This window comes from Arthrobacter sp. DualSoilB13 (assembly GCF_055389195.1).
The window spans coordinates 938,203-960,410 of the sequence record NZ_AP035865.1; the positions used below are offsets into that span (position 1 = coordinate 938,203).

Consider the following 22,208-nt stretch of genomic DNA (forward strand, 5'->3'; position numbering starts at 1 on the left):
GTTATTGCTTGGTGCTGCGGAGCATGCTGCCGCCCCTGGGGGCCGAAGGTGCCGTGGGCGCCGTGGCGTTGGGGGCCGGGCGTGCCGTGGCGTTGGGGGCCGGGCCATCCAGGCGCGTCAGTTCGATCATGGTGTGATTGGTACTCCGGTGAGACGACAGTCACTAAATGAATAGTGTTCATTTAGTATGTCGTGAGTCACGCTCGGGCGCAAGGCCTGAAATGAATGACGTTCATATGTGACTGGTCTATGGGTACTTTGGGGTCCGGGTCTCTGGGTATCCCGGGGTCCGGGGGTGGGTGTCTGGTGACGTGGGTGTTGGGCTTGCTGCGGGGTGTTTTCCGCACGGGCCCTGTTTTCCACATAGGCCCTGGTTTCCACATACGGGAGTTGTGGTCTTATAGCGCTTGCTGCGTGCTGGAAGAGTTGGGGCATGGAGCAGATCCGGGCCACGCAGACGCCGTCACACGATGATGAGCTCGGGCGCGCCTGGGAAGCTCTACCCGGGCACTCCCACTCCGCACTCCCTGCCGCGGGGCCTCTGCCAGGCTATTCAGTGCCCCGGGTGTCTGACCTCATTGCGCTCCTTGGCTCTGTTCCGCTTGCCGGCTCCAGTGGCGAGCTGATTGATCAGCTCCGGGGGTTGGAGGAGCTGAAGTCCGCCATTACCGGCCTGCAGGCGCGGGCTGCTGTGGCGTTTGATCTTGCCCAACGGGCTGAACAGGCCCGAGCTGGTGTTCCTGCGTCCGAGCGTGGCCAGGGTGTCGGGGCGCAGCTGGCGTTGGCCCGGCGGGAGTCTCCCAATAAGGGTCCCCGGTTATTGGGCTTGGCGAGAGCGTTGGTGACGGAGATGCCCTGCACCCTGGCCGCCCTGGAATCAGGCCAGCTCAATGAATGGCGGGCCATGCTGCTGGTGAAGGAAACAGCGTGCCTGTCCGTGGAGGACCGGTGCGCGGTGGATGAGGAACTCGCCCCGGACACCGGGACCTTCGAAGGCAAAGGCGACCGGGCCATCATCGCCGCGGTCAAGGCTGCCGCGTATCGTCGTGATCCCCGCTCGGTGGCCCAACGCGCCAGTCAAGCAGCCACTGAACGGACCGTGAGCCTGCGACCCGCCCCGGACACCATGACCTACCTGACCGCCCTCCTACCAGTCGCCCAAGGCGTCGCGGCGTATGCGGCCCTGACCCGTGAGGCTGATACTGCCCGGGCCGGCGGTGACTGCCGATCCCGCGGCCAGGTCATGGCTGACACCCTGGTCGAACGCGTTACCGGAACCCCGGGCGGGGTCGCGGGCATCAACCTCGATCTCGTGATGACGGACCGGGCCCTGTTTCAGGCAGACAGCGAACCGGCCCGGCTCAAAAGCTATGGAATCGTCCCGGCCCAGTGGGCCAGGAAACTACTTCGTGAACCTCAAGCAGACGAAGCAAGTGGTTTGGCGACCGGCCAGGCAGGCTCACCAGTTCCGGACCGCGACTTCACCGTGTGGCTGCGGCGGCTCTACACCGCACCCGGAACGGGCGAACTCCTGAACATGGACTCCAAAGCCCGACTCTTCCCACCCCGGCTCCGACGATTCATCGAGGCCCGGGACGACACCTGCCGCACCCCCTTCTGCGACGCGCCCATCCGGCACATCGACCATGTGGTCCCCTGGCGCTCCGGCGGGACCACCACACCTAACAACGGCGCAGTACTCTGCGAAGCCTGCAACCACACCAAAGAAAACCCCGGATGGAACAGCAAGAGGGTGACCGGGGACAAACAAGGCGGCCACACGCTCCAGATCAGCACACCCACAGGCCACGCCTATGTATCCAAGGCGCCTCCACTGCCGGGGCATGTCCGCGCCCAGCCGTTACAATCCGCGCCACCTGTAGCAATGTCGAATGAGTGTGCTTTGGATGTGGCTCGCTCGTCGTCGGGTCAGCAGTCGGAACCTTTGCCTGCTGAAGGCGCGGAATGTGGATCCAGCGGCCAGCTGAAACCGCGCATGGCGGGAATCTAACCTTGGGCCAGCGTCTAAGCAGCCACGGTGGGCAGGGTTAGAATCTCGGCGCCGTCTTCGGTGATGGCGATGGTGTGCTCGCTGTGGGCAGTGCGGCAACCGGTCGCACTGCGGAGCGTCCAGCCATCGGCGTCGGTGACCAGTTGGGAGGTGTTGGCCATCACCCAGGGCTCCAAGGCCAGTAGGAGTCCTGGCCGTAGCTTGTACCCTCGGCCGGCGCGGCCCATGTTCGGAACGTGCGGCTCCTGGTGCATGGTTGAGCCGATGCCGTGGCCTCCGAACTCGGTGTTGACGGGGTATCCGGCTTCGCTGAGGACTGAGCCGATGGCATAGGAGAGGTCGCCGATTCGAGCGCCCGGCCGGGCGGCCTCAATGCCTGCGCGCAAGGCACGTTCGGTTGCTTCGATCATGGCCACACTCTCAGCCGGCCTGGACTCGCCAACGATGAAGCTGATGGCAGAGTCGGCTGCGATTCCGTCCTTCAAAACGGCCAGATCCAGGGTCAGGAGGTCGCCCTCGGCCAGCTTGTAATCCGTGGGTAACCCGTGCAGGACGGCATCATTGACGCCAGTGCAGATGTAGTGCCCGAATGGTCCGCGACCGAAGGATGGGGCGTAGTCCACATAGCAGGAGACGGCCCCGGCCTCGAGGATCATGCTCTTGGCCCACCTGTCAATGTCCAGGAGATTCGTTCCTACCGTTGCGCGGCCCTTCAGCGTGTGCAAAATGTTGGCGACCAGAGCGCCGGCTTCCTTGGCGCAGCCTAGTTCTGAGTGGCTCAGGATCTCGATCATGCGGGACCTTTCATGTAGCAACCAATAACTATCCCGGCCATATTATCCCGGTATTACAATTGGATCCATGGTCAGGTTGCCGCTTACACCCGCAGAGGCCGAGCGCGGACAACGCCTCGGAGCTCTCTTGCGTCGTGCGCGGGGTGAACGCTCCATGCTGGAGACGGCTCTGGATGCTCGAGTGTCGCCCGAAACGCTTCGAAAGATCGAATCAGGGCGGGTTGCGACGCCCGCGTTCCCCACTGTTGCTGCGATCGCCGAGGTTCTGGGACTATCCCTCGATGAGGTCTGGGCGGAGATCAATCAGCAGGAGCGTGACATTGAGCCGGGCAGCCCACGTCGGAGCGCGCGCGAATGGTTGGCCTCGTAGCCTGAGTGCTGAGCTGCCAGTGTTGCGCGCCTCAGCGCTTGGGCCGTGCCCGGACGTGGAGCCGTTCGCCCTGCTGCCCGAAGAGAGTGAGAAGCTCCACCGGCTCTTTGGTGGCGCTGGCAAACCAGTGTGGTGTGCGGGTATCAAATTCCGCCACCTCGCCCGGTTTCAGGACAAAGTCGTTCTCGCCTAGGACCAATCTGAGCTTGCCGTTGAGGATATATACCCAGTCGTAGCCCTCATGTGATTGCGGTGTGGGAGTCTCCTTGCCCGTGCCACCCCTGAGGACCATCTTGAAGGCCTGGATGCCGCCAGGGCGTCGCGTGAGAGGAACGGCCGTTCCCCACTCGTGAACGTGCGGCTTGAGATGAATGCGGGGATCGCCCGTTTCCGGAGCGTCGATGAGTTCTTCCAATGGGACCTGATACAGCCGCGCAATGGGGAGAAGAAGCTCCAAGGTCGGTTTGCGTTGACCTGACTCAAGCCGGGAGAGCGTGCTCACGGAGATGCCTGTTACTTCCGAAGCTTCAGTAAGGGTCACGTTGCGTTGGGTCCTCATCGCGCGCAGGCGAGGGCCGACGGCGTCGAGCATGATGCTGAAATCGGTAGTCATGTTCCCCAGTTTGCCATATTGGCAAACTTCCTTGCTGTTTCTTGCCTTCTGGCAAACCATGGAAGAAGCGGCGCAGGGCCGCTGGATACGTGGAGGCACTTGTGGGTACGGAAATCGAGAACATCGGAACGGTGGACGAGTATGACGTCGTAGTGGTGGGAGGTGGCGCGGCTGGCTTGAGTGCCGCGCTGACGCTCGGCAGGGCCTTACGGTCCGTCCTCGTCATCGACGCCGGCGAGCCGCGAAATGCTCCCGCGGCCGGGGTGCACGGATTCCTGTCGCGGGACGGAATCAATCCCAAGGAACTGCTGGAACTCGGACGCGCGGAGGCGATCCAGTACGGAGTGGACATAGTGTCCGGCATCGTAGTCGGGGCACGCTCGACGGCCGGCCCTGCGAACGGATCCGAACCCACCTTCGAGGTGGATCTGGCAGACGGACGAACGGTGAGAGCCCGCCGTTTGCTGGTCACCACCGGACTGGTGGACATACTCCCGGACGTGCAAGGCCTTCGTGGGCGGTGGGGCAAAGATGTCCTGCACTGCCCCTATTGCCACGGCTGGGAAGTCCGGAACAAAGCGATCGGGATCCTGGGGTCAGGGCCGATGGCATTGCACCAGGCGTTGCTGTTCCGCCAATGGAGTTCCAACATCACCTTGTTCCTCAATGACGTGGTGGAGCCGACGGAAGAACAATGGGAGCAGTTGGCTGCCCGTTCCATCACCGTAGTGGACGGCAAAGTCCAGGCCCTCCAAGTAACTGACGACGCTTTGGCGGGTGTCATCCTGGCATCGGGAACCACCATCCCAGTGGAAGCTGTAGTCACCGCCCCACGGTTGGAGGCCAGGTCTGCCGTGCTGGAATCCTTGGGTGTCCCCACGGTGGAGCACCCCATGAGGGTGGGAAGCCACGTAGAGGTCAATCCAATGGGTGGTGCCACGTCAGTGCCGGGTGTCTACGCTGCAGGAAACGTCACCGACCTCATGGGCCAGGTGATGGCCTCTGCAGCCGCAGGTGTCATGTCAGGAGCCGCAATCAACGCAGATCTCATGATGGAGGAGACCAATCGGGCTGTTGAGGATGCGCGCAAGTCGGCTGTATCCCGCTGATAGGAATCCCGGACCGAATCGAAATTCGACAAGGAAAGGCGCTGCGCATGCAGCGCCTTTCCTTGTGCGAGTGGGCCCGTAGTAAGGCTCCGGCACCCTAGGATGTAGACGTCAGGAATTCCCGGGCAGCCGTCACCAGCGCTTCGGTTCCGCGAGCCAGCGTCGGCTCAATGACGGGAGCAAAGTACGGCGAGTGATTAGAGGGAATGTCCTCCGGAAGCCGACCTGTTGTGGCGAACTCCTTGAACAGGGCAGGTTCGGCGCCACCCAGGAACCAGAAAACCAGGGGAGCTCCGGCGGCCTTCGCCAGGGCTCCAACGTCTTCGCTTCCGGACACCGGGCCAGGGTCCATGATCTGTGCCTCGCCGAACTTTGCTTTGAAGGCAGCGGACACCCTGCCGGTCGCAGCTTGGTCGTTGACGGTCAGCGGGAAATGCTCTTCAAACTTGATCTCAGGGTCCTTGGGCGCGCCTGAAGCTGTGGATTCACTCTTGGCAATGCGCTCAATGGAACCGAGGATCTTGTCCCTGGTGGCATCGCTGAAGGTGCGGACGCTCAGGCCTAGAGTTGCTGTTTCGGGGATGATGTTGTTCTTGGTTCCTGAATGAATCTGCCCAACAGTCACCACCGCGGAGTCACTGGCGGCGAGCTCACGCGACACAATGCCCTGCAACCGCACGGTGGTTGCAGCTGCCATCAGCACCGGGTCAACAGTGGTCTCCGGACGCGATCCGTGGCCACCTCGTCCGTGCAGGGTGATGTTGAGGGAATCGGCGGACGCCATGGTGACGCCGGGCCGGATGCCGAACCAGCCGGCGGGGAACGGGGCAACATGTTGGCCCAAGACGATATCTGGTTTCGGCACCACGTTATACAGCCCGTCGGCAACCATGGTTGCTGCCCCGCCGCCCCATTCCTCGGCCGGCTGGAAGAGGGCGATCAGGGTGCCCTGCCACTCATCACGCCGGCCCGCCAGAACCTCCGCCGCGCCTACTAGGCAGCTCACATGCACGTCATGGCCGCAGGCGTGCATGACAGGCATGTCTTTGCCCTCATGATCAACACCCATCGCAGTGCTTGCGTAGTCCAAACCCGTTGTTTCCTTGACCGGCAACGCATCCATGTCAGCCCGGAGCATCACCACCGGCCCGGGCCCATTGTCCAGAACACCAACAACGCCGGTCTTTCCGATATTGCGATGAACGGTGAAGCCAAGATCTTCAAGATGTCCCGCAGCGATCCCGGCTGTTCGGGTCTCCTGAAAGGACAGTTCGGGGTTGGCGTGCAGGTCTTTGTAAAGCTCTTCGAGGTCAATGGTCATGAGTTTGCCCTTTTCGTTCGACGCCATAGTTTGGCCAGTGTATCCAGCCCATAAATGCAAAGTCTGGGAAGCCCCGGCACACTGGAGGGCATGAACCATTCCGAATCAGTCACCACACAGCTGTCCACTGTTGAGGAGTGGACCAAGGCGCTGGCAGAATCCAGCGGGTCCCCGGGAGGCGGTGCTGGAACCGGGGTGATGCTCTCCATCGCGGCGTCGTTGACGTCCATGGTGGCCGGATATACCGAGCCGGAAAAGTCGCAGCACCAACAGCTCGACGGCATTCACTCCCGTGCCCTCAAACTCCGGCAAACTGCCCTGCAACTAGCCGATGACGACGCTTCCGCTTCCAATGCCTTCGGCGCCGCTTTCCGCCTGGATCCCGGACCTGAACGCGAGAAGGCCATCCATCAAGCCTCCGTCGATGCCGCTAAGGCATCAGCGGTGCTCGGGGAGCGGGCCATTGATGCCATTGAAGACCTCGGGTGGCTCGCCGCCAACGGAAATCCTGCGCTGATCGCCGACGTCGTAGTGGGTTTCGGGGCACTCCGGGCAGCCATAGCCGGGGCCCGAACCAACGTAAGCTTCGACCTCGCATCCCTGACCTCCGCCGGCGCCACGCTGCAGGAAGTCAGGGAACAACACCCGGACTTGTGGAACACCGTCAGCCAGCTCAGCGAAGCCCTCGACAGAATCGACCAACTGACTGCCGGCGTCGACAAGAAAGCGGCGCCGACCGAAGCCTTGTGAGGCCCGGTTTGCATGGCAAGTCCCTACGGAACCATGCAGAGCGGGCCTCACAACGGCATTACTGCGCCTTTGGCGCTCTGCCTATTACTGCGCCTTCGGCGCTCTGCCTATTACTGCGCCTTCGGCACACGCCGGAGCACGACGGCGGCGAGCACTGCCGCGCCAGCCATCAGTACCAGCCCAATCGCCGCAGTGATGTGGACGCCGGACTCGAAAGCTGTCCGGGCGGCATGTGTCAACGCCTCCGACAATGGAGCCGGAAGAGCGCCCGCCGCATCAACAGCACCGGCGAGGGTTTCACCGGAATTCCCGGCGGCCTGCTCGGAGATGCCGTCCGGCATGATCAGGTTGTGCTGGTAGGACGCCGTGAGGATGGAGCCAAGTACTGCCGTTCCCAGGAGCGACCCCAGCTCGTAGCCGGTCTCGGAGATGGCCGAGGCGGCGCCGGATTTGTCGGCCGGCACCGATGCCAGGATGAGGTCATTTGAGATCGTCTCCGCCGCGCCAACCCCCACGGCCAACACGGTGAGCGCCGACAACAGGAACACGGGGCCGCTGCCGTGATCGCCCACTACGACGATCAGATAACCCACAGCGCTGAGCGTCAGGCCTGCGGCCACAACGAACCCTGGCCGCACGCGCTTGACCAATGGCACCACCAGTAGTCCGGCGATGACCGTGGCCAGGAGGGCGGGAATCATGGCGATACCGGCCTCCATGGGGGACTGGCCCTCAACGAGTTGCAAGTGCTGTGCGAAGAAGTAGATGAAACCCGTCATAGAGAACAGGGACAGCACGTTCGCCACGATGGCCGTGCTGAACACCTTGTTCTTGAACAAGGCAACATCCAACATGGGGTTCTCGATCCGCTGCTGGCGACGCACGAACAGGATGCCCATCACCACGCCAAAGCCCATGAAGGCTGCTGCGGAGGCTCCGAAACCATGAACCGCGAATTCCTTGATCCCGTATACGAACGGCGCCATGGTGACGACGGACAGAACGATACTGCGCACATCCACACGTCCCGGGTTGGAGTCCTTGGACTCCGGAATCAGGACCCGGCCGAAAGCCAGCAGGGGGAGGAGTAGGAATGCTGCAACCAGGAAGACGGCGCCCCACCAGAAGTGCTCCACCAGCCAGCCGCCAAAGATCGGGCCAAGGGCGGCGCCACCGGAGAACCCGGCTGCCCAGACAGCGATCGCCAAGCGGCGACGGTTGGGGTCGGTGAAGATGTTCCGGATCAAGGACAACGTGGACGGCATCAACATGGCGCCGAATACACCAAGACCGGCGCGCCCGGCGATCAACCATTCAGCGGACGGCGCGAATGCTGTAGCAGCCGACACCGCCGCGAAGCCCGTACTGCCGATCAGCAGCAGCCGCCGTCGTCCGATCCTGTCGCCCAAATTGCCCATGGAGACGAGCAGCGCTGCGAGGACCAGTGGGTACGCATCAACAATCCACAGCAACTGCACGCCTCCGACATTCAGGGAGCGGGCAATCTCCGGCAAGGCAAAGGTGAGCGCGGTGTTGTCGACGGCCACCAGCAGCACCGGAAACATCAGGAGTGCCAAGGCCGTCCAGTCGCGCCACGGTGCCGCTTGGCCCTCGACGGGGTGAGCGGAACGGGGTGCTTGGGTTGAGGACGGCGAGAACATGGATTCAACTATACCGTCCAGACGGTATAGTTTCAACTATAGCCCCCATGAACCTTTAGGGAATGATGGATACATGCCACGAAAACCAATTGCCCGGGACGCCGTCCTGGATGCCTTTGAAGCCCTCCTCATTGAAGTAGGGGAGCGGGCTGCCACACTCGACGCCGTCGCCAAGCGGGCAGGCGTGTCCAAAGGCGGACTGCTCTACCACTTCCCCAACAAGGAAGCGCTGATTACGGCCCTTTTGAAGCGCCTGGACCTGCTGGCCGATGAAGATACTGAACTCATGAAAGCGGCGCCGGATGGTTCAGCGGCATACTTCATCAGGTCCTCTCTCTGGGCAGATACGCCCATGGACCGGGCATTCGTCGCCGCTACCAGGCTGGCTGAGGTGGCTCACGAGGAAACCCGCCGCAGGTTTGCCGCAATTCAGCAGCGGTGGCTTGACGTGCTGGCAGATGACGTCGGACCAGAGGTTGCCAAGGCTGTGAGCTATATGGGCGACGGACTCTATTTCAACGCGATCTTTGAAGGTGGCCAGGACGGCGGCAACGCCGGGCGGGAGGCCGACGTCGAAATCCTTCTGGGAGTCCTTGAACGCCTGCGGAAGTAGCAGCCCATCCATTTGCTGCTGAGGCCCGAGCGTAGGACAATTAACTCTTGTGGCGTGCCCTACATGGCGCCCATACACAACTGAACATGCCTTTGATCTGCGGCGGGAGAGTCCTGCAGGCAAGTGATGCAGGCGCCGTAGGAGCAAACCCTCCCCAGGAATCTCTCAGGCCCAAGCACCGCCGCGGCGAGGCAACTCTGGAAAGCAGCAGGTACTCAGCCCACCCACGGGCAAACGGGTACTGTGCTCACCGACGGTGCAAGCGATGGTTGTTCACGCAACGCGCGGAAACTCTCAGGTCCAATACAGAGCGGGGAGGAACCCAGCCGCTGTGGCGTACCCAAACGCCGCCCAAGTAATGGAGTTCCTTCGTGACGGTTAGTTCTGCCTCCACCACCTTCGTCGATCGGCATATCGGCGCCCGCCGCCAGGCCGACATTGAGACCATGCTCAAGTCCATCGGCTATGACACCGTCGATTCGCTGGTCGACACCGCCGTCCCGAACGATATCCGTCAGGATGTTGCCCTCACCCTTCAGAACGCACTGAGTGAAGTTGAAGTTTTGGCTGAGCTGCGCAAGCTCGCCTCCAAGAACAAGACTGCCGTGCAGATGATCGGACAGGGCTACTACGACACCGTGACGCCGCCGGTGATCCGCCGCAACATCCTGGAATCGCCCGCTTGGTACACCGCCTACACCCCTTACCAGCCGGAAATTTCGCAGGGCCGCCTCGAAGCGCTCCTCAACTTCCAGACCATGGTCCAGGACCTTGTTGGCCTGCCGATTGCCAATGCGTCCCTTCTGGATGAAGCAACCGCTGTTGCCGAGGCCGTGCTGATGATGCGCCGTGCCAACAAGAACAAGGCCGCGCAGGATGGCAAGACCGTCCTGGACGCCGACTGCCTGCCGCAGACCATCGCGATCGTGAAGGGCCGCGCGGAAGCGCTTGGCTTTGAGGTTGAGGTTGCTGACCTCTCGCTTGGTCTCCCGGAAGGCACCATTAACGGTGTTGTCCTGCAGCAGCCCGGCGTCTCCGGCCGCGTCTTTGACCACTCCGAGGTCATCGCCGCAGCCAAGGAACGCGGCGCACTGGTCACCGTGGCTGCAGATCTTCTGTCCCTGACGCTCATCACCCCTCCCGGTGAGCAGGGCGCCGACATCGCCGTTGGTTCCGCGCAGCGACTGGGCGTTCCGCTGTTCTTCGGCGGCCCGCATGCTGCGTACATGGCCGTCCAGAAGGGGCTGGAGCGTTCCATGCCCGGCCGTCTGGTGGGCGTTTCCAAGGACGACGCCGGTGTCCCCGCCTACCGCTTGGCGCTGCAGACCCGAGAGCAGCACATCCGCCGCGAGAAGGCCACCTCCAACATCTGTACTGCGCAGGCGCTCCTGGCCATCGTCGCGTCGATGTACGCCGTTTACCACGGCCCTGAAGGCCTGAAAGCGATCGCGGAGACCGCGCACGGTCACGCCCGTACCCTTGCAGCGTCCCTGAAGGCGGCCGGCGTCGAGGTCCTCCACGGTTCCTTCTTCGACACCATCACCGTCCGCGTCCCCGGTAAGGCTGCGGAGATCGTGGCCGCCGCTGAGGCCAAGGGCATCAACCTCCGCGGCGTTGACGCCGATGCTGTTGGCATCTCTGTAGACGAGACCACTACATCTGAGATTGTCGGCGGTCTCCTTGAAGTCTTTGGTGCTTCGGTAACCGAAACCGCTGAAGGCTTCGCCCTGGAATCCTCCGTGGAGCGCACCAGCGATTTCATGCAGCACCCGGTGTTTAACACGCACCGCTCCGAAACCCAGCTACTGCGCTACATCCGCAAGCTCTCTGACCGCGACCTCGCGCTGGACCGCACCATGATTCCGCTGGGCTCCTGCACCATGAAGCTCAACGCCACGGCAGAGATGGAAGCCATCTCCTGGCCGGAATTCGCCTCGATCCACCCGTTCGCTCCGGATTCGCAGACCGAGGGTTGGCGTGATCTCATCACCGACCTCGAAGCGCAGCTGACTGAGATCACCGGCTACGACCAGGTGTCCATCCAGCCGAATGCCGGTTCGCAGGGTGAGCTCGCTGGCCTCCTGGCCATCCGCGGCTACCACCTGTCCAATGGCGATGATCAGCGCAACGTGTGCCTCATTCCTGCTTCCGCGCACGGCACCAACGCTGCCTCGGCAGTGCTCGCCGGCATGAAGGTAGTGGTTGTTGCCACCGCTCCGGATGGCACCATCGATCACGTTGACCTCAAGAACAAGATCGAAGCCAACCGCGACGCTCTCTCCGCCATCATGATCACTTACCCGTCCACGCACGGTGTGTACGACGCCGACGTCCGCGAAGTCTGCGACGCCATCCACGAGGCCGGCGGCCAGGTGTACATCGACGGCGCCAACCTCAACGCGCTGGTTGGCTTGGCCCAGCCGGGCAAGTTCGGCGGCGACGTGTCCCACCTGAACCTGCACAAGACCTTCTGCATCCCGCACGGTGGTGGTGGACCGGGCGTTGGCCCGGTAGCGGCGAAGGCACACCTGGCGCCGTTCATGCCCGGTGATGCCGCGTCTTGGACTGAGGGCAACGACGTCCCGATTTCCGCATCCCGTTTCGGTTCTGCCGGCGTTCTGCCGATTTCCTGGGCGTACGTGAAGCTCATGGGCGGCCAGGGTCTCACCGAAGCCACCAAGTCCGCGTTGCTCGCTGCGAACTACATCGCTTCACGCCTCAACGAGTACTTCCCGGTCCTCTACACCGGCGAAGGCGGACTTGTTGCCCACGAGTGCATCCTCGACCTCCGTGAACTGACAGCCAAGACCGGCGTCACCGCTGAGGACGTTGCCAAGCGCCTCATCGACTTCGGCTTCCACGCACCCACCCTGGCCTTCCCGGTAGCGGGAACGCTCATGGTGGAGCCCACCGAGTCCGAGGACCTTGCGGAGATCGACCGCTTCATCGAAGCCATGATCGCCATCCGTGCCGAGATCGACCAGGTTGCCCACGGCGACTTCTCCGTGCAGGATTCCCCGCTCCGCCGCGCACCCCACACGGCTGCCGCCGTCGTAAGTTCCGATTGGGACCGTTCCTACCCGCGTGAGCAGGCCGCCTTCCCGGTCCACCACCTGAAGCAGGACAAATACTTCCCGCCGGTGGGTCGCATCGACGGCGCAGCTGGCGACCGCAATCTGGTCTGCTCCTGCCCGCCAATCGAAGACTTCGAAAACTAAGGGGTTCCGGAAAATGACTGAGAAATACACAGCCCTTTACGAAGAGCACAAGAAGCTCGGCGCGTCCTTCACCGACTTCGGGGGCTGGCAGATGCCCCTCAAGTACTCGTCCGAACTGGCCGAGCACCACGCCGTCCGCAAGGCCGCAGGCCTGTTCGACCTCTCCCACATGGGCGAAGTCTGGGTCACCGGTCCCGAGGCCGCCGCGTTCCTGGACTACGCCTTGGTAGGCAAGATCTCCGCCATGGCCGTCGGCAAGGCCAAGTACTCGCTGATCTGCCAGGAAGACGGCGGCATCATCGATGACCTGATCGTCTACCGCCGGGCCTCTACCGAAGAAGGCTCGGACAAATTCCTGGTGGTACCGAACGCAGGCAACGCTGCGGTTGTGGCGTCCGCGCTGCAGGAGCGCGCCGCCGGTTTTGACGTCGTAGTTGAAGACGCCTCCGCTGAGACCTCGCTGATTGCCGTGCAGGGTCCCCTCGCCGAAGCCATCCTGCTCCGCCTGGTGCCCGCCGAACAGCACGCACTGGTCACCGAACTCAAGTACTACGCGGCGGTGGAAGTACCGTTCACGTTCGACGGCGGCACGCAAGACCTGCTGCTCGCCCGCACCGGATACACCGGCGAAGACGGCTTTGAGATCTTTGTGGCCAACGAATCAGCTGCCGCACTGTGGCAGGCGATTGCGGCTGCCGCGAATGAAGGCGAACTCACCCCGGCCGGCCTCGCCTCCCGCGATTCCCTGCGTCTCGAAGCCGGAATGCCCCTCTATGGCAACGAGCTCTCCCGTGAAGGCAACCCCTTCGCAGCAGGACTCGGTCCCGTAGTGGCATTGTCCAAGGAAGGCGACTTCGTCGGCAAGGACGCACTGGCTGCACTGAAGGCCGACGGCGCCGGCTCCACCAGCGGACGGAAACTCGTTGGCCTGAAGGGCCTCGGTCGCCGTGCCGGACGCAGTCACTACCCGGTCCTCAAGGACGGCGCAGTGATTGGCGAAGTCACCTCCGGCCAGCCCAGCCCCACGCTCGGCTACCCGGTAGCGTTGGCGTATGTCGACGTCGAACACTCAGAGCTTGGTACCGCGCTGGACATTGACCTGCGGGGTAAAACTGAGCCCTTCGAAGTGGTCGCACTGCCGTTCTACAAGCGGGTTCGCTGAATCAGTCGCCTTCGGCCGGCGGGTCCGACCTCCTCTGCATGCTCGGTCGCATGTGCGCCCGCTGAGCGGACGCGATGCTCCACGGGGGCCACGCCGTCCGGGTTCCCTGGCCGAGCTTGCGAGGCGAGGGGGACGGTGGGGAGCATGCTGCCGGAGGCCGGACTCGCGTGGCCGTGCGGTGGGGGAGCGGATTCCGGAAGCGTGCGTCAAAGCGACGAAGGAGCAGCACGCGGAGGAATTCGGTGCCACACCGCCAGGCCAACCACTCAGACGGCCCACACGCGACACAATTAGATGTAGCCACTACACGTAAAGGAAACAGAATGCCCAAAGTAGCGCCCGAACTTCAGTACTCCGACGAGCACGAGTGGGTTTCACGCGGAGACGGTAACTCCGTGTCCGTTGGTATCTCCGAGGTTGCCACCGACGCACTGGGTGACATCGTGTACGTCGACCTCCCCGAGGTTGGCTCCACGGTGACCGCTGGCGAGACCTGTGGCGAAGTTGAGTCCACCAAGTCCGTCTCTGACCTGTACTCGCCGGTCACCGGTGAGGTCACCGAGATCAACGACGCCGTTGTATCCGACCCCGCCCTGATCAACAACGATCCCTACGGCGCCGGTTGGTTGTTCAAGGTCGCCGCTGAGTCCGAGGGCCCGCTGCTCTCGGCTGAGGAATACGCCTCCAAGAATGGCGGAGACCTCTCCTAACTCCCACCCCGACCAAGTCCGATTCGGGGGTTCGCTGCGGGCTGTGCCGTGCGCACGGCATGTTCTGCAGCTAGACCCCGAATTGGGCGCCGGGCTGACCGGCACACGGGGGGCGGCCCTCCGGTAGGACCATCTGCCGGACCGTTTTCAAGCTTTGTTAAGGAATCCCGACCATGGCTGTTGGCGTTTTCGATCTGTTTACTGTGGGTATTGGCCCGTCGAGTTCTCATACTGTGGGGCCGATGCGGGCCGGGGCGGTGTTTGCCCGGGAGCTCAAGGACGCTGGTGTCCTGGGTTCGGTGGCTTCGCTGCGGGTTGATTTGTATGGTTCGTTGGCTGCGACGGGCCGGGGGCATGGGACCATGACGGCTACGTTGCTGGGTTTGGAGGGTTATCACCCTGAGCTGATCCTGCCGGACGAGGTTGAGGAACGGCTCGCTGCGATCGCCGAGACGGGTGTGCTGAATCTGGCTGGTGCTTCGGGTGGGGGTGTGGAGTTGCCGTATGCGGTGGAGGATATGGTTCTTCATCCGTTGACGGTGTTGCCGCGGCATACGAATGGGATGAAGTTTCAGGTCTCTGATGCTGAGGGGAACGTTCTCAGGGAGGCGACGTTCTTTTCGGTGGGTGGTGGGTTCATTGTCCGGGAGGGTGAGGAAGACGCGGCCCTGGAGGATCTTGAGGAGTCGAAGAAGGAGTTGCCGTTGCCGTTTAGGACGGCGGCGGAGTTGATGGGCCGGTGTTCGTCCAAGGGGTTGGGCATTAGCGACATCATGTTCATCAATGAGCGTGCCAGCAGGTCTGAGGAGGAGATCCGTGAGGGTCTTCTGCATATCTGGGCCGTGATGGAGGCCTGTGTTGAAACGTCGTTGAAGCGTGAGGGTGTGTTGCCTGGGGGTTTGAAGGTTCGTCGTCGTTCTCCTGATTGGTTGGAGCGGCTCCTGAAGGAGGACAAGGACCGGAATGATCCGAAGTATTGGCAGGAGTGGGTGAATTTGATCGCGTTGGCGGTCAATGAGGAGAACGCTTCCGGTGGCCGGGTGGTGACGGCGCCGACCAATGGTGCGGCGGGCATTATTCCGGCGGTGTTGTATTACGCGTTGAACTATGCCCCGGGCATGGACAAAGCTACCCAGCGGGACCGGGATGATGTGGTGGTGAAGTTCCTGCTGGCTGCCGGTGCTGTGGGGGTTTTGTATAAGGAGCAGGCGTCCATTTCGGGTGCTGAGGTGGGGTGTCAGGGCGAGGTGGGCTCGGCGTCGTCGATGGCTGCTGCCGGGTTGGCGGAGGTGATGGGCGGTACGCCGGGTCAGGTGGAGAACGCGGCGGAGATCGCCATGGAGCATAATTTGGGGCTGACGTGTGATCCGATCGGGGGGTTGGTGCAGATTCCGTGTATTGAGCGGAACGCGATCGCGGCGGCGAAGGCCATCAACGCGGCGAAGATGGCGTTGTGGGGGGATGGGACGCATCGGGTGTCGTTGGACGAGGTGATCGTGACCATGCGGGAGACGGGCAAGGACATGTCCCATAAGTACAAGGAAACCGCGATGGGCGGCCTGGCCGTCAACGTCGTCGAATGCTAATTCTGTGGGCTGTGGGTTCACAACTGTCTCTGGGGGGACCGTATGAATGATCAAGTAAATCCCATTGTTCCCACGCTTTGGGAAGCCGCAGTGGTGGGGGCCGGGGTAGTGTCACTGCTTCTGTTGGTAGCTGCCCTGATCCTGGTACTTCGCACTAAGTCCTTCTCACCGGGCGTTCGGTTCGCATTGGCGCTATTGGCGTTTGCTGTCCCCGTCGCCGGCCCAGTGGCGGCCGTTGTGGTGGCACTTCTTGAGCAGCGAAGGGCCCGGCGCCCTATTACTGTCAGCCCCTGATGTCATGCTGTATCCATGAGCGGGGGATACAGCAGGGACTTTCTGCGGACACGGCTTGAACTGCCCAGTCCGGCGGCAACCACCATTCTTTTGGACTACACCCACTTCTCCGTGCGGTTCCGGGTTGCCCGGAAGCTCGCGGCAATTGTGGGGGTGAACATCAACGGCAAGGATCTGGTGCCGCTGGCCCGTGAGGGGTCATGGCATGTGGATGACAGAATCCCCCGGGAGCAGCAGGCCGGCCCGGATCTGTACAAGAACAATGCGTTTGATCGCGGCCATCTGGTCCGGCGCCTGGATCCGGTGTGGGGCGATTCAGCAACGGCGAAGAAAGCCAATCAGGACACCTTTAGTTACACCAATGCGGCACCACAAATTAATGACTTCAATCAGGGCAAGGAGCTCTGGGTGGGGCTCGAAGACCACGTTCTTGGCCATGCTGATGCCTATGACGCAAAGCTGAGCGTGTTCACGGGGCCGGTGTTTGTCGATGACGACCCCGTATATCGGGGTGTTCAGATCCCTCGAAAGTTTTGGAAAATTGCGGCATGGACCAACGACGCCAAGCTGGCCGCCGTCGGCTTTGTCCTGGACCAGTCACCCATGCTGGGCAAGGTGGAGCTGAAGAAGGCAATCGTCCAGCGGCTCCTTGAGGGCGAGCCACCGCCGCTGGGCCCCTTCAGGACGTTCCAAGTGCCCATCGGGCAGATAGCGGATCTGACCGGGCTCAGCCTCAGCAGGCTGATCAATGCGGATCGGCTTGTGAGCGGCCAGCGGGAATCCGGCGTGGAACCCAGGGCCATAGAGCTGGAGAGCATGGAGCAGATCAGGCTCTGAACCGTGGTGATCCAGCAGAATCGGGCGATATCCACATACCCCGATAGACTTGGGGCTGCATGTCCGCATGCGCACTACGCTTTTGAACACTGCACCAAAACCCTGAGATTGGACACGGCCACCTTGCGAGAATTTACCGCCCGCTTTGCCACCGCCGAGGAAATCGATAACTGGGACAAGCACGTCACGGCAAATCCGAACGGCGGCAACATGCTGCAGTCGGACGCCTACGCGGCGGTCAAGGACGGAAACGGCTGGCTCGTCCGGCGGCTCGTCGTGGAGACTCAGGAGTACTCCAGCTACAACCTGCTCCTGGAGAAGAAGTTCCCCGTAATGGGTCGGCTCTGGTACCTGATCAAGGGACCGGACGTCCTGGAGGTCAGTGACATTCAGCCGGCCCTGAAAGCAGTGGCCGCGCTGGCTCGCGAGAAGAAGATGAACGTCTTCAGCATCAAGATCGAGCCTGACATTGTGGACTCGGCTGAGGCCGTGGCAGAACTTAATGCCGCCGGACTGGTCAAAGCTCCCAACATCCAGTCCAATGACTCCACGGCTCTGCTGGATATCTCCGCGCCGGCCAATGAAGTCCTCCGCAGCATATCCTCGCGTGCCCGTAATGCCGTGCGTAGGGCGGAGCGTGAAGGCTGCGAGGTAGTTCAGGCCGAGCCGGGCGAGGACAGCTACCGCAAGCTCTACGCCCTCATGCGGAACACCATGGACGCTAAAGGCTCCATGCCGCTGCGGAGCTACGAGTACTACTCCAGGTTCTGGGAAGAGTTCTGCAGCCGTGGGCAGGGCCACTTCTTCTTCGTATATGAGGACGGCGCACCTAGCGTTGGTGCATTCGTCATCAATTACGGATCGAAAGCGACGTACAAGGACGGCGGCTCTACCCAGAACCGCAAGCAGTACGGCGACTCCCATCTGGTCCAATGGGCAGCGATCCAGCGTATGCAGGAGCTCGGTTGCGTGGAGTACGACTTCTGCGGCACACCCTCTGCTGACCGGATCAAGGACAAGAGCCACCCCCTGTACGGACTGGGATCGTTCAAGACAAGCTTCACCAAAACCGTGACGGACTTCGTGGGTTGTTATGACCTTGTCCTGGGCCCCGTCCGCCACAAGCTGTGGCTCAAGGGCGCTGAGAAGGTGTTCAGAAGGCTCGAAACCAGGCGTACCGGCGGTCAGTTCTACTGACGGCCACCCGCAGCCAGCACGCCAAATTCAGGCCCGCCCCGGCCACCAACGGGTGCAATCTACTTTTAGGTGAGGTAATTTCTTTGACTCCGATTGAGGCTGGAACCGACATGGAATTCGTGATTCTCAGTGACGCTGATTTCGAGACGTTCGCCAAGGGACACCCGCAGGGGAGCTTCATCCAGTCCATGGATCTGACGCGTTTCCAGCGCGCCCGTGGGCAGGAAGTGGAACTCTTCGGTGTGACACGCGGCGGCCCCCTCGTTGCTGCGGGCAAGCTGGTGTACACGTCCAACCGCATCGGGTACAAGACCGCCGACTGCGCCAAGGGACCCCTGATGGACTACAGCGACCCCACAGTGGTGAGCTTCGTCGTCGAGCGGTTGAAGAAGCATGCGGCCTCCAAGAAGGCTGCCGAGCTGCGCATTTCGCCCAACATCCGGTACATCGCGCGGGACGAAGAAGGCGCCGAACACCCCGAAGTTGAAGACAACCGCCCGCTGCTGAAGGAGCTCAAAGGGCTTGGCTTCACGCACCAGGGCTTCGACATGAACTTCGCCAATATCAACTGGATGTTCATCAAGCAGCTCGACGGGATTGCTGACTCCGAAGAGCTCATCATGGGGATGAACTACCGCACGCGCAAGGCCATCCGTAAAGCCGAGAAAAACGGCGTCTACCTGGAACAGGCCACGCTGGAGACGCTGGACGATTTCTACAACGCGCTGAGCACCGCTGGTGATGAGAAGGGCTTCACGTACCGCGAACGCGAGTACTACGAGCAACTCCTGCGGAATACCTCCGATGAGTTCACCAAGCTCATGATGGCCAAGATCAACATTCCCGAGTACCGGGCCTCCATCACGGAGCGCCTGGAAGCCGAGTCCAAGACCTTGGCCGATCTGAAGCGCGAGGTCGAGGAGACCGGCAGCAAGAAGAAGGCCAACCGGGTCAAAGTGGTCCAGGACCTGGTGGACAGCTACGAGCGCAGCCTCAAGGACATTGAACGCTTCCCCGATTCCGTGGGTGTGGCTACGGTGGCCGCCATCCACTTTGCGTGCTCCGGCGACGAACTGGTGTGCGTCATTGGCGGAACAGTGCAGGACTACATCTACTTCAACGGCGCCACGTCCCTTTACTGGGGCATGATGCTGCACGCGTTGAACAACGGATACTCGCGCTACAACTTCTATGGCACGTTCGGTATCCAAGGCCAGGATGAAACCGGCCATGGAGGCTACGAATTCAAGAAGGGCTTCGGTGGCGAGGTGGTCCAGTTGGTGGGCGATTTCGTAGCGCCGGTGAACCCGCTCATCTTCCATGGCTACCGCGCGGTCAGGAAGCTCGCAGGGGCCGCCCAGTCAGTTCTGGGACGATTGCCCCTTGAGAAATTGCCGGTAGTAGGAAAATTTCGGAGGAATCGCTAATCACACAAGCCAAGGGAGGATCACCGCGTGACTGAACGCCCCGACGGGTCCGCCAACAGGCCCCATACCGACGGGTTGCCTAAAACCCAGCCGTTGCGGCCATCCCAGGTCCGGCAGAACGTCAACGCCAAGCGCATGCTGATGCGTTTGGTTCAAGGCGATAGCCCGCCCACCGCACCCATGAACATCGTGGACCGGTTGGCCGGAAGTCCTTACGCCAACCCCACTATTCAAGTGGTGGGTGTGGACGCTTCGGCCCGCAAGACCATCGACTTCGCTCTGCATTTGGCCGAAGTCATGTTCCGTTATGGTGCAGGTGCCCTTGAGGTGGAGACCAGCATGATTGCGGTCACAGCAGCTCTTGGCCTTAAGAACGTTGAAGTGGACATCACCAACCAGTCGGTGGCCATCAACTATGCGCCCAAAGACCAGACTCCCATCACGCTGCTGCGTGTAGTGCGCTCCTGGACCAACAACTACGCCGGCCTGGCCCAGGTGCATCAGTTGGTCACGGACATCGTGGCAGGGGGAGTAGGCCGTGACGAAGCCGTGCGCAGGTTGAACGAGATCATCCGCAGCGCCAAACCGTTCCCCCGGTGGATGGTCACCATTGCGTTCGGTATTTTCTCGGCGGTATTTGTTGGCGTACTGGGTGGGGGACTGGGCGCGTCGGCGGTTGCCTTCTGCTCCAATATCCTGATCAGCCTGCTCTCCCGGCAACTTGCCCGGTGGCGCACAGCGGACTTCTTCAACACCATGGCGTGCGCATTCCTGGTTACCTTTATTGCCCTGATGCTGCGGTGGGCGGGTGTGGACATTGCTCCTTCCATTGTGGTTGCCGGCGGAATCCTGCTGCTGCTGCCAACGGGTCGACTTGTCTCATCCGTTCAAGACGCGATCAACGGCTTCCCGGTAACGGCGGCGGGCCGCTTTCTTTCCACGGCACTGACATTCGGTGCGATCGTGGCAGGTATCGGCGTCGCCGTGGTGGTGGGAACGCTCATGGGCAGCGCCGTCCTGGACGTCACGCAAACCTTCCCGGACGCGTATCCGCTGTGGATCCAGGCAGTGCTCATTGCCATCGCGGTGGTGGCCATCGGCGTCACCGAACAGACTCAAATGCGGCTGTTACTCCCGACGGCGGCAGTTGGCATAGTGGGCTTCTTCGTCTTGTGGGGGGTGGGCGAAGCCGGCCTTGGCGACCGCTTGTCACCAGCGGTCGCCGCCGTGGCCATCGGCTTGTTGGGCCGTGTAGTGGCGCTCAAACTCGGGGCACCGCAGCTTGTGGTGGCTGTTCCAGCTGCACTGATCCTGCTGCCAGGTCTGACGATCTTCCGCTCCATGTACGCGCTCACCGTTGAGGGGGGCAACATCCTTCTGGGTGCGGGTGGAATGCTCAACGCCGGCGCCATAGTGCTGGGAGTGGCGGCGGGCATTGTGCTGGGCGACAACTTGGCCAGACCGCTCACGAAGGGGTTGTCCAGCAACGAACGGCGCAGGGTACGCAGGCGCTAACCACAAAAGCCGAACGGCGCTGCCCAATGAGGCGGCGCCGTTCGGCTTTAAGAAGTGACGCTTGATCTGTCCTGAGTCTGGATCTGTCCTGAGTCTAGATTTGACCTGAGTCTAGATTTGTCCGACGGGGAGCTTCTTTTCTGCCTGGAAGACTTCCTCCACGCGACCCTGCGCCCAATACCCGGAGAGCGATACCTGCGAACGCTCCAAGCGGCGCTGCACGAAGAAGATCTCGCGGAGACCCTTCATGTAGCCCCGCTCGCCGTGAGCGAAGACATCCACTCGTCCCGGCAGCCATTCGGTGTTTCTTAGTGCTTCAAGGAGCAGGTGGCTGGATCCCGCCTGAATCCCTTTGCGCAGCAGCCAGTGCAACTCCACACCTGCGGGTGCGGAAATCGGAAGAATGTCCGCCTCGTTGTCCACTTCAAGGAACACGGTGCCGCGGGCATCCGGAGCAAGGGCCTCAACACAGGCCGCAATGGCCGGTATGGCGGCGTCGTCGCCGGCGAACAGGTACCAGTCGGCGCCAGGTGCGGGGTTGTAGGCACCGCCCGGACCTGTGAACGTCAGTGAATCGCCGGGCTTGGCCGCTGCAGCCCAGGGGCCAGCCAGTCCTTCGTCGCCGTGGACCACAAAGTCGATGGCCAGTTCCTGAGCTTCCAAGTCCACCCAGCGGATGGTGTACGTACGAGTGTGGGGCCACTGCTCGCGGGGCATGGTGTCGCGGATGGCCCACAAGTCCAGCGGGAGTTCGTACTCCACGCCGGGTTGGGGGAAGACGATCTTGACGTATCGGTCCACGTATTCGTTGTTCGCGTAGTCACTGAATCCTGGTCCGCCTGCAACGATCCGAACCATGTGCGGTGACAGGCGTTCGTTGCGCAGGACGGTCAGGGTCACCTGCGGGCGAGTCTTGCGTGAAGCGGATGAAGTGACGGGGAGTGCAGTCATGTAGGCAAGCCTAAGCTAATGACCTGCGCACCGGCTGGGTATGAGTCGAAGGTTACAGCTGCCGGAGGT

General features: G+C 62.1%; 20 protein-coding genes and 1 riboswitch. Of the genes, 14 read left to right on the top strand and 6 right to left on the bottom strand.

The features are described 5' to 3' along the window. Nucleotide 1 precedes the first annotated feature (1 nt). Nucleotides 2–130, bottom strand: coding sequence for a hypothetical protein (locus ACZ5J0_RS04510; protein WP_274595824.1), 129 nt, complete (start codon nt 128–130; stop codon nt 2–4). Between the two features lie 303 nt (nt 131–433). Between ACZ5J0_RS04510 and ACZ5J0_RS04515 the strand changes: the two genes are divergently transcribed. Next, nucleotides 434–2,011 carry an HNH endonuclease gene (locus ACZ5J0_RS04515; protein WP_464094266.1) on the top strand — a complete coding sequence of 526 codons (1,578 nt, stop codon included), beginning with the start codon at nt 434–436 and terminating at the stop codon, nt 2,009–2,011. 14 nt (nt 2,012–2,025) lie between these two features. Here the strand turns inward: ACZ5J0_RS04515 and map are convergent, their stop codons facing one another. Beyond that, entirely contained in the window at nt 2,026–2,805 is a 780-nt protein-coding gene (gene map, locus ACZ5J0_RS04520; protein ID WP_464094267.1) for a type I methionyl aminopeptidase, read from the bottom strand. Nucleotides 2,806–2,872: 67 nt separating this feature from the next. Here map and ACZ5J0_RS04525 point away from each other — a divergent pair, with 67 nt between their 5' ends. Further along, a complete protein-coding gene (locus tag ACZ5J0_RS04525; protein WP_250821044.1) occupies nt 2,873–3,175 on the top strand; it encodes a helix-turn-helix domain-containing protein in 303 nt (100 codons plus the stop codon). A 31-nt stretch (nt 3,176–3,206) separates the two neighbouring features. On the opposite strand, the gene ACZ5J0_RS04530 is transcribed toward ACZ5J0_RS04525, so the two are convergent. After that, the gene (locus tag ACZ5J0_RS04530) at nt 3,207–3,788 is read right to left on the bottom strand and encodes a helix-turn-helix domain-containing protein (RefSeq protein ID WP_166841617.1); all 582 of its coding nucleotides are present in this window, start codon (nt 3,786–3,788) and stop codon (nt 3,207–3,209) included. Nucleotides 3,789–3,910: 122 nt separating this feature from the next. On the opposite strand from ACZ5J0_RS04530, the gene ACZ5J0_RS04535 reads away from it, so the two are divergent. Further along, complete coding sequence (locus ACZ5J0_RS04535) at nt 3,911–4,897, top strand: NAD(P)/FAD-dependent oxidoreductase (RefSeq protein ID WP_464094696.1); 987 nt, start codon at nt 3,911–3,913, stop codon at nt 4,895–4,897. A 97-nt stretch (nt 4,898–4,994) separates the two neighbouring features. On the opposite strand, the gene ACZ5J0_RS04540 is transcribed toward ACZ5J0_RS04535, so the two are convergent. Next, nucleotides 4,995–6,218, bottom strand: coding sequence for an amidohydrolase (locus ACZ5J0_RS04540; RefSeq protein ID WP_166841668.1), 1,224 nt, complete (start codon nt 6,216–6,218; stop codon nt 4,995–4,997). Nucleotides 6,219–6,308: 90 nt separating this feature from the next. Here ACZ5J0_RS04540 and ACZ5J0_RS04545 point away from each other — a divergent pair, with 90 nt between their 5' ends. After that, complete coding sequence (locus ACZ5J0_RS04545; RefSeq protein ID WP_464094269.1) at nt 6,309–6,968, top strand: cyclodeaminase/cyclohydrolase family protein; 660 nt, start codon at nt 6,309–6,311, stop codon at nt 6,966–6,968. Between the two features lie 110 nt (nt 6,969–7,078). On the opposite strand, the gene ACZ5J0_RS04550 is transcribed toward ACZ5J0_RS04545, so the two are convergent. After that, a complete protein-coding gene (locus tag ACZ5J0_RS04550; protein WP_166841615.1) occupies nt 7,079–8,629 on the bottom strand; it encodes an MFS transporter in 1,551 nt (516 codons plus the stop codon). Nucleotides 8,630–8,702: 73 nt separating this feature from the next. Between ACZ5J0_RS04550 and ACZ5J0_RS04555 the strand changes: the two genes are divergently transcribed. From ACZ5J0_RS04555 to ACZ5J0_RS04600, 10 genes are all read left to right on the top strand, one after another. Continuing rightward, the gene (locus ACZ5J0_RS04555; protein WP_464094270.1) at nt 8,703–9,242 is read left to right on the top strand and encodes a TetR/AcrR family transcriptional regulator; all 540 of its coding nucleotides are present in this window, start codon (nt 8,703–8,705) and stop codon (nt 9,240–9,242) included. A 93-nt stretch (nt 9,243–9,335) separates the two neighbouring features. Beyond that, nucleotides 9,336–9,433, top strand: a riboswitch (glycine riboswitch). A gap of 180 nt (nt 9,434–9,613) precedes the next feature. After that, nucleotides 9,614–12,460, top strand: a complete 2,847-nt coding sequence (gcvP, locus tag ACZ5J0_RS04560; protein WP_464094271.1) for an aminomethyl-transferring glycine dehydrogenase — start codon at nt 9,614–9,616, stop codon at nt 12,458–12,460. 13 nt (nt 12,461–12,473) lie between these two features. Then, on the top strand, nt 12,474–13,622 hold the full coding sequence (gene gcvT / locus ACZ5J0_RS04565) for a glycine cleavage system aminomethyltransferase GcvT (protein ID WP_464094272.1): 1,149 nt from the start codon (nt 12,474–12,476) through the stop codon (nt 13,620–13,622). Nucleotides 13,623–13,945: 323 nt separating this feature from the next. Continuing rightward, complete coding sequence (gcvH, locus tag ACZ5J0_RS04570; protein ID WP_090820475.1) at nt 13,946–14,332, top strand: glycine cleavage system protein GcvH; 387 nt, start codon at nt 13,946–13,948, stop codon at nt 14,330–14,332. A gap of 173 nt (nt 14,333–14,505) precedes the next feature. Continuing rightward, nucleotides 14,506–15,918, top strand: coding sequence for an L-serine ammonia-lyase (locus ACZ5J0_RS04575; protein WP_464094273.1), 1,413 nt, complete (start codon nt 14,506–14,508; stop codon nt 15,916–15,918). A gap of 42 nt (nt 15,919–15,960) precedes the next feature. Next, entirely contained in the window at nt 15,961–16,212 is a 252-nt protein-coding gene (locus tag ACZ5J0_RS04580) for a hypothetical protein (protein WP_464094274.1), read from the top strand. A 15-nt stretch (nt 16,213–16,227) separates the two neighbouring features. Next, on the top strand, nt 16,228–17,049 hold the full coding sequence (locus tag ACZ5J0_RS04585; protein WP_464094275.1) for a DNA/RNA non-specific endonuclease: 822 nt from the start codon (nt 16,228–16,230) through the stop codon (nt 17,047–17,049). A 108-nt stretch (nt 17,050–17,157) separates the two neighbouring features. After that, on the top strand, nt 17,158–18,246 hold the full coding sequence (locus ACZ5J0_RS04590; protein WP_142940107.1) for a lipid II:glycine glycyltransferase FemX: 1,089 nt from the start codon (nt 17,158–17,160) through the stop codon (nt 18,244–18,246). A gap of 110 nt (nt 18,247–18,356) precedes the next feature. Next, the gene (locus tag ACZ5J0_RS04595) at nt 18,357–19,673 is read left to right on the top strand and encodes a peptidoglycan bridge formation glycyltransferase FemA/FemB family protein (protein WP_464094697.1); all 1,317 of its coding nucleotides are present in this window, start codon (nt 18,357–18,359) and stop codon (nt 19,671–19,673) included. 27 nt (nt 19,674–19,700) lie between these two features. After that, entirely contained in the window at nt 19,701–21,188 is a 1,488-nt protein-coding gene (locus ACZ5J0_RS04600; protein WP_464094276.1) for a threonine/serine exporter family protein, read from the top strand. Nucleotides 21,189–21,299: 111 nt separating this feature from the next. Here the strand turns inward: ACZ5J0_RS04600 and ACZ5J0_RS04605 are convergent, their stop codons facing one another. Next, entirely contained in the window at nt 21,300–22,139 is an 840-nt protein-coding gene (locus ACZ5J0_RS04605; RefSeq protein WP_142940104.1) for a siderophore-interacting protein, read from the bottom strand. Between the last annotated feature and the right edge of the window lie 69 nt (nt 22,140–22,208).

Excerpts from the sequence above, each read along its gene's own strand:
- ACZ5J0_RS04550 (WP_166841615.1), bottom strand. The coding sequence starts at position 8,629 with ATGTTCTCGCCGTCCTCAACCCAAGCACCCCGTTCCGCTCACCCCGTC.
- ACZ5J0_RS04580 (WP_464094274.1), top strand. The coding sequence starts at position 15,961 with ATGAATGATCAAGTAAATCCCATTGTTCCCACGCTTTGGGAAGCCGCA.
- ACZ5J0_RS04585 (WP_464094275.1), top strand. The coding sequence starts at position 16,228 with ATGAGCGGGGGATACAGCAGGGACTTTCTGCGGACACGGCTTGAACTG.
- gcvH (WP_090820475.1), top strand. The coding sequence starts at position 13,946 with ATGCCCAAAGTAGCGCCCGAACTTCAGTACTCCGACGAGCACGAGTGG.
- gcvT (WP_464094272.1), top strand. The coding sequence starts at position 12,474 with ATGACTGAGAAATACACAGCCCTTTACGAAGAGCACAAGAAGCTCGGC.
- map (WP_464094267.1), bottom strand. The coding sequence starts at position 2,805 with ATGATCGAGATCCTGAGCCACTCAGAACTAGGCTGCGCCAAGGAAGCC.
- ACZ5J0_RS04515 (WP_464094266.1), top strand. The coding sequence starts at position 434 with ATGGAGCAGATCCGGGCCACGCAGACGCCGTCACACGATGATGAGCTC.
- ACZ5J0_RS04575 (WP_464094273.1), top strand. The coding sequence starts at position 14,506 with ATGGCTGTTGGCGTTTTCGATCTGTTTACTGTGGGTATTGGCCCGTCG.
- ACZ5J0_RS04540 (WP_166841668.1), bottom strand. The coding sequence starts at position 6,218 with ATGACCATTGACCTCGAAGAGCTTTACAAAGACCTGCACGCCAACCCC.
- ACZ5J0_RS04605 (WP_142940104.1), bottom strand. The coding sequence starts at position 22,139 with ATGACTGCACTCCCCGTCACTTCATCCGCTTCACGCAAGACTCGCCCG.
- ACZ5J0_RS04555 (WP_464094270.1), top strand. The coding sequence starts at position 8,703 with ATGCCACGAAAACCAATTGCCCGGGACGCCGTCCTGGATGCCTTTGAA.
- ACZ5J0_RS04525 (WP_250821044.1), top strand. The coding sequence starts at position 2,873 with ATGGTCAGGTTGCCGCTTACACCCGCAGAGGCCGAGCGCGGACAACGC.
- ACZ5J0_RS04510 (WP_274595824.1), bottom strand. The coding sequence starts at position 130 with ATGATCGAACTGACGCGCCTGGATGGCCCGGCCCCCAACGCCACGGCA.
- ACZ5J0_RS04595 (WP_464094697.1), top strand. The coding sequence starts at position 18,357 with ATGGAATTCGTGATTCTCAGTGACGCTGATTTCGAGACGTTCGCCAAG.
- ACZ5J0_RS04545 (WP_464094269.1), top strand. The coding sequence starts at position 6,309 with ATGAACCATTCCGAATCAGTCACCACACAGCTGTCCACTGTTGAGGAG.
- ACZ5J0_RS04530 (WP_166841617.1), bottom strand. The coding sequence starts at position 3,788 with ATGACTACCGATTTCAGCATCATGCTCGACGCCGTCGGCCCTCGCCTG.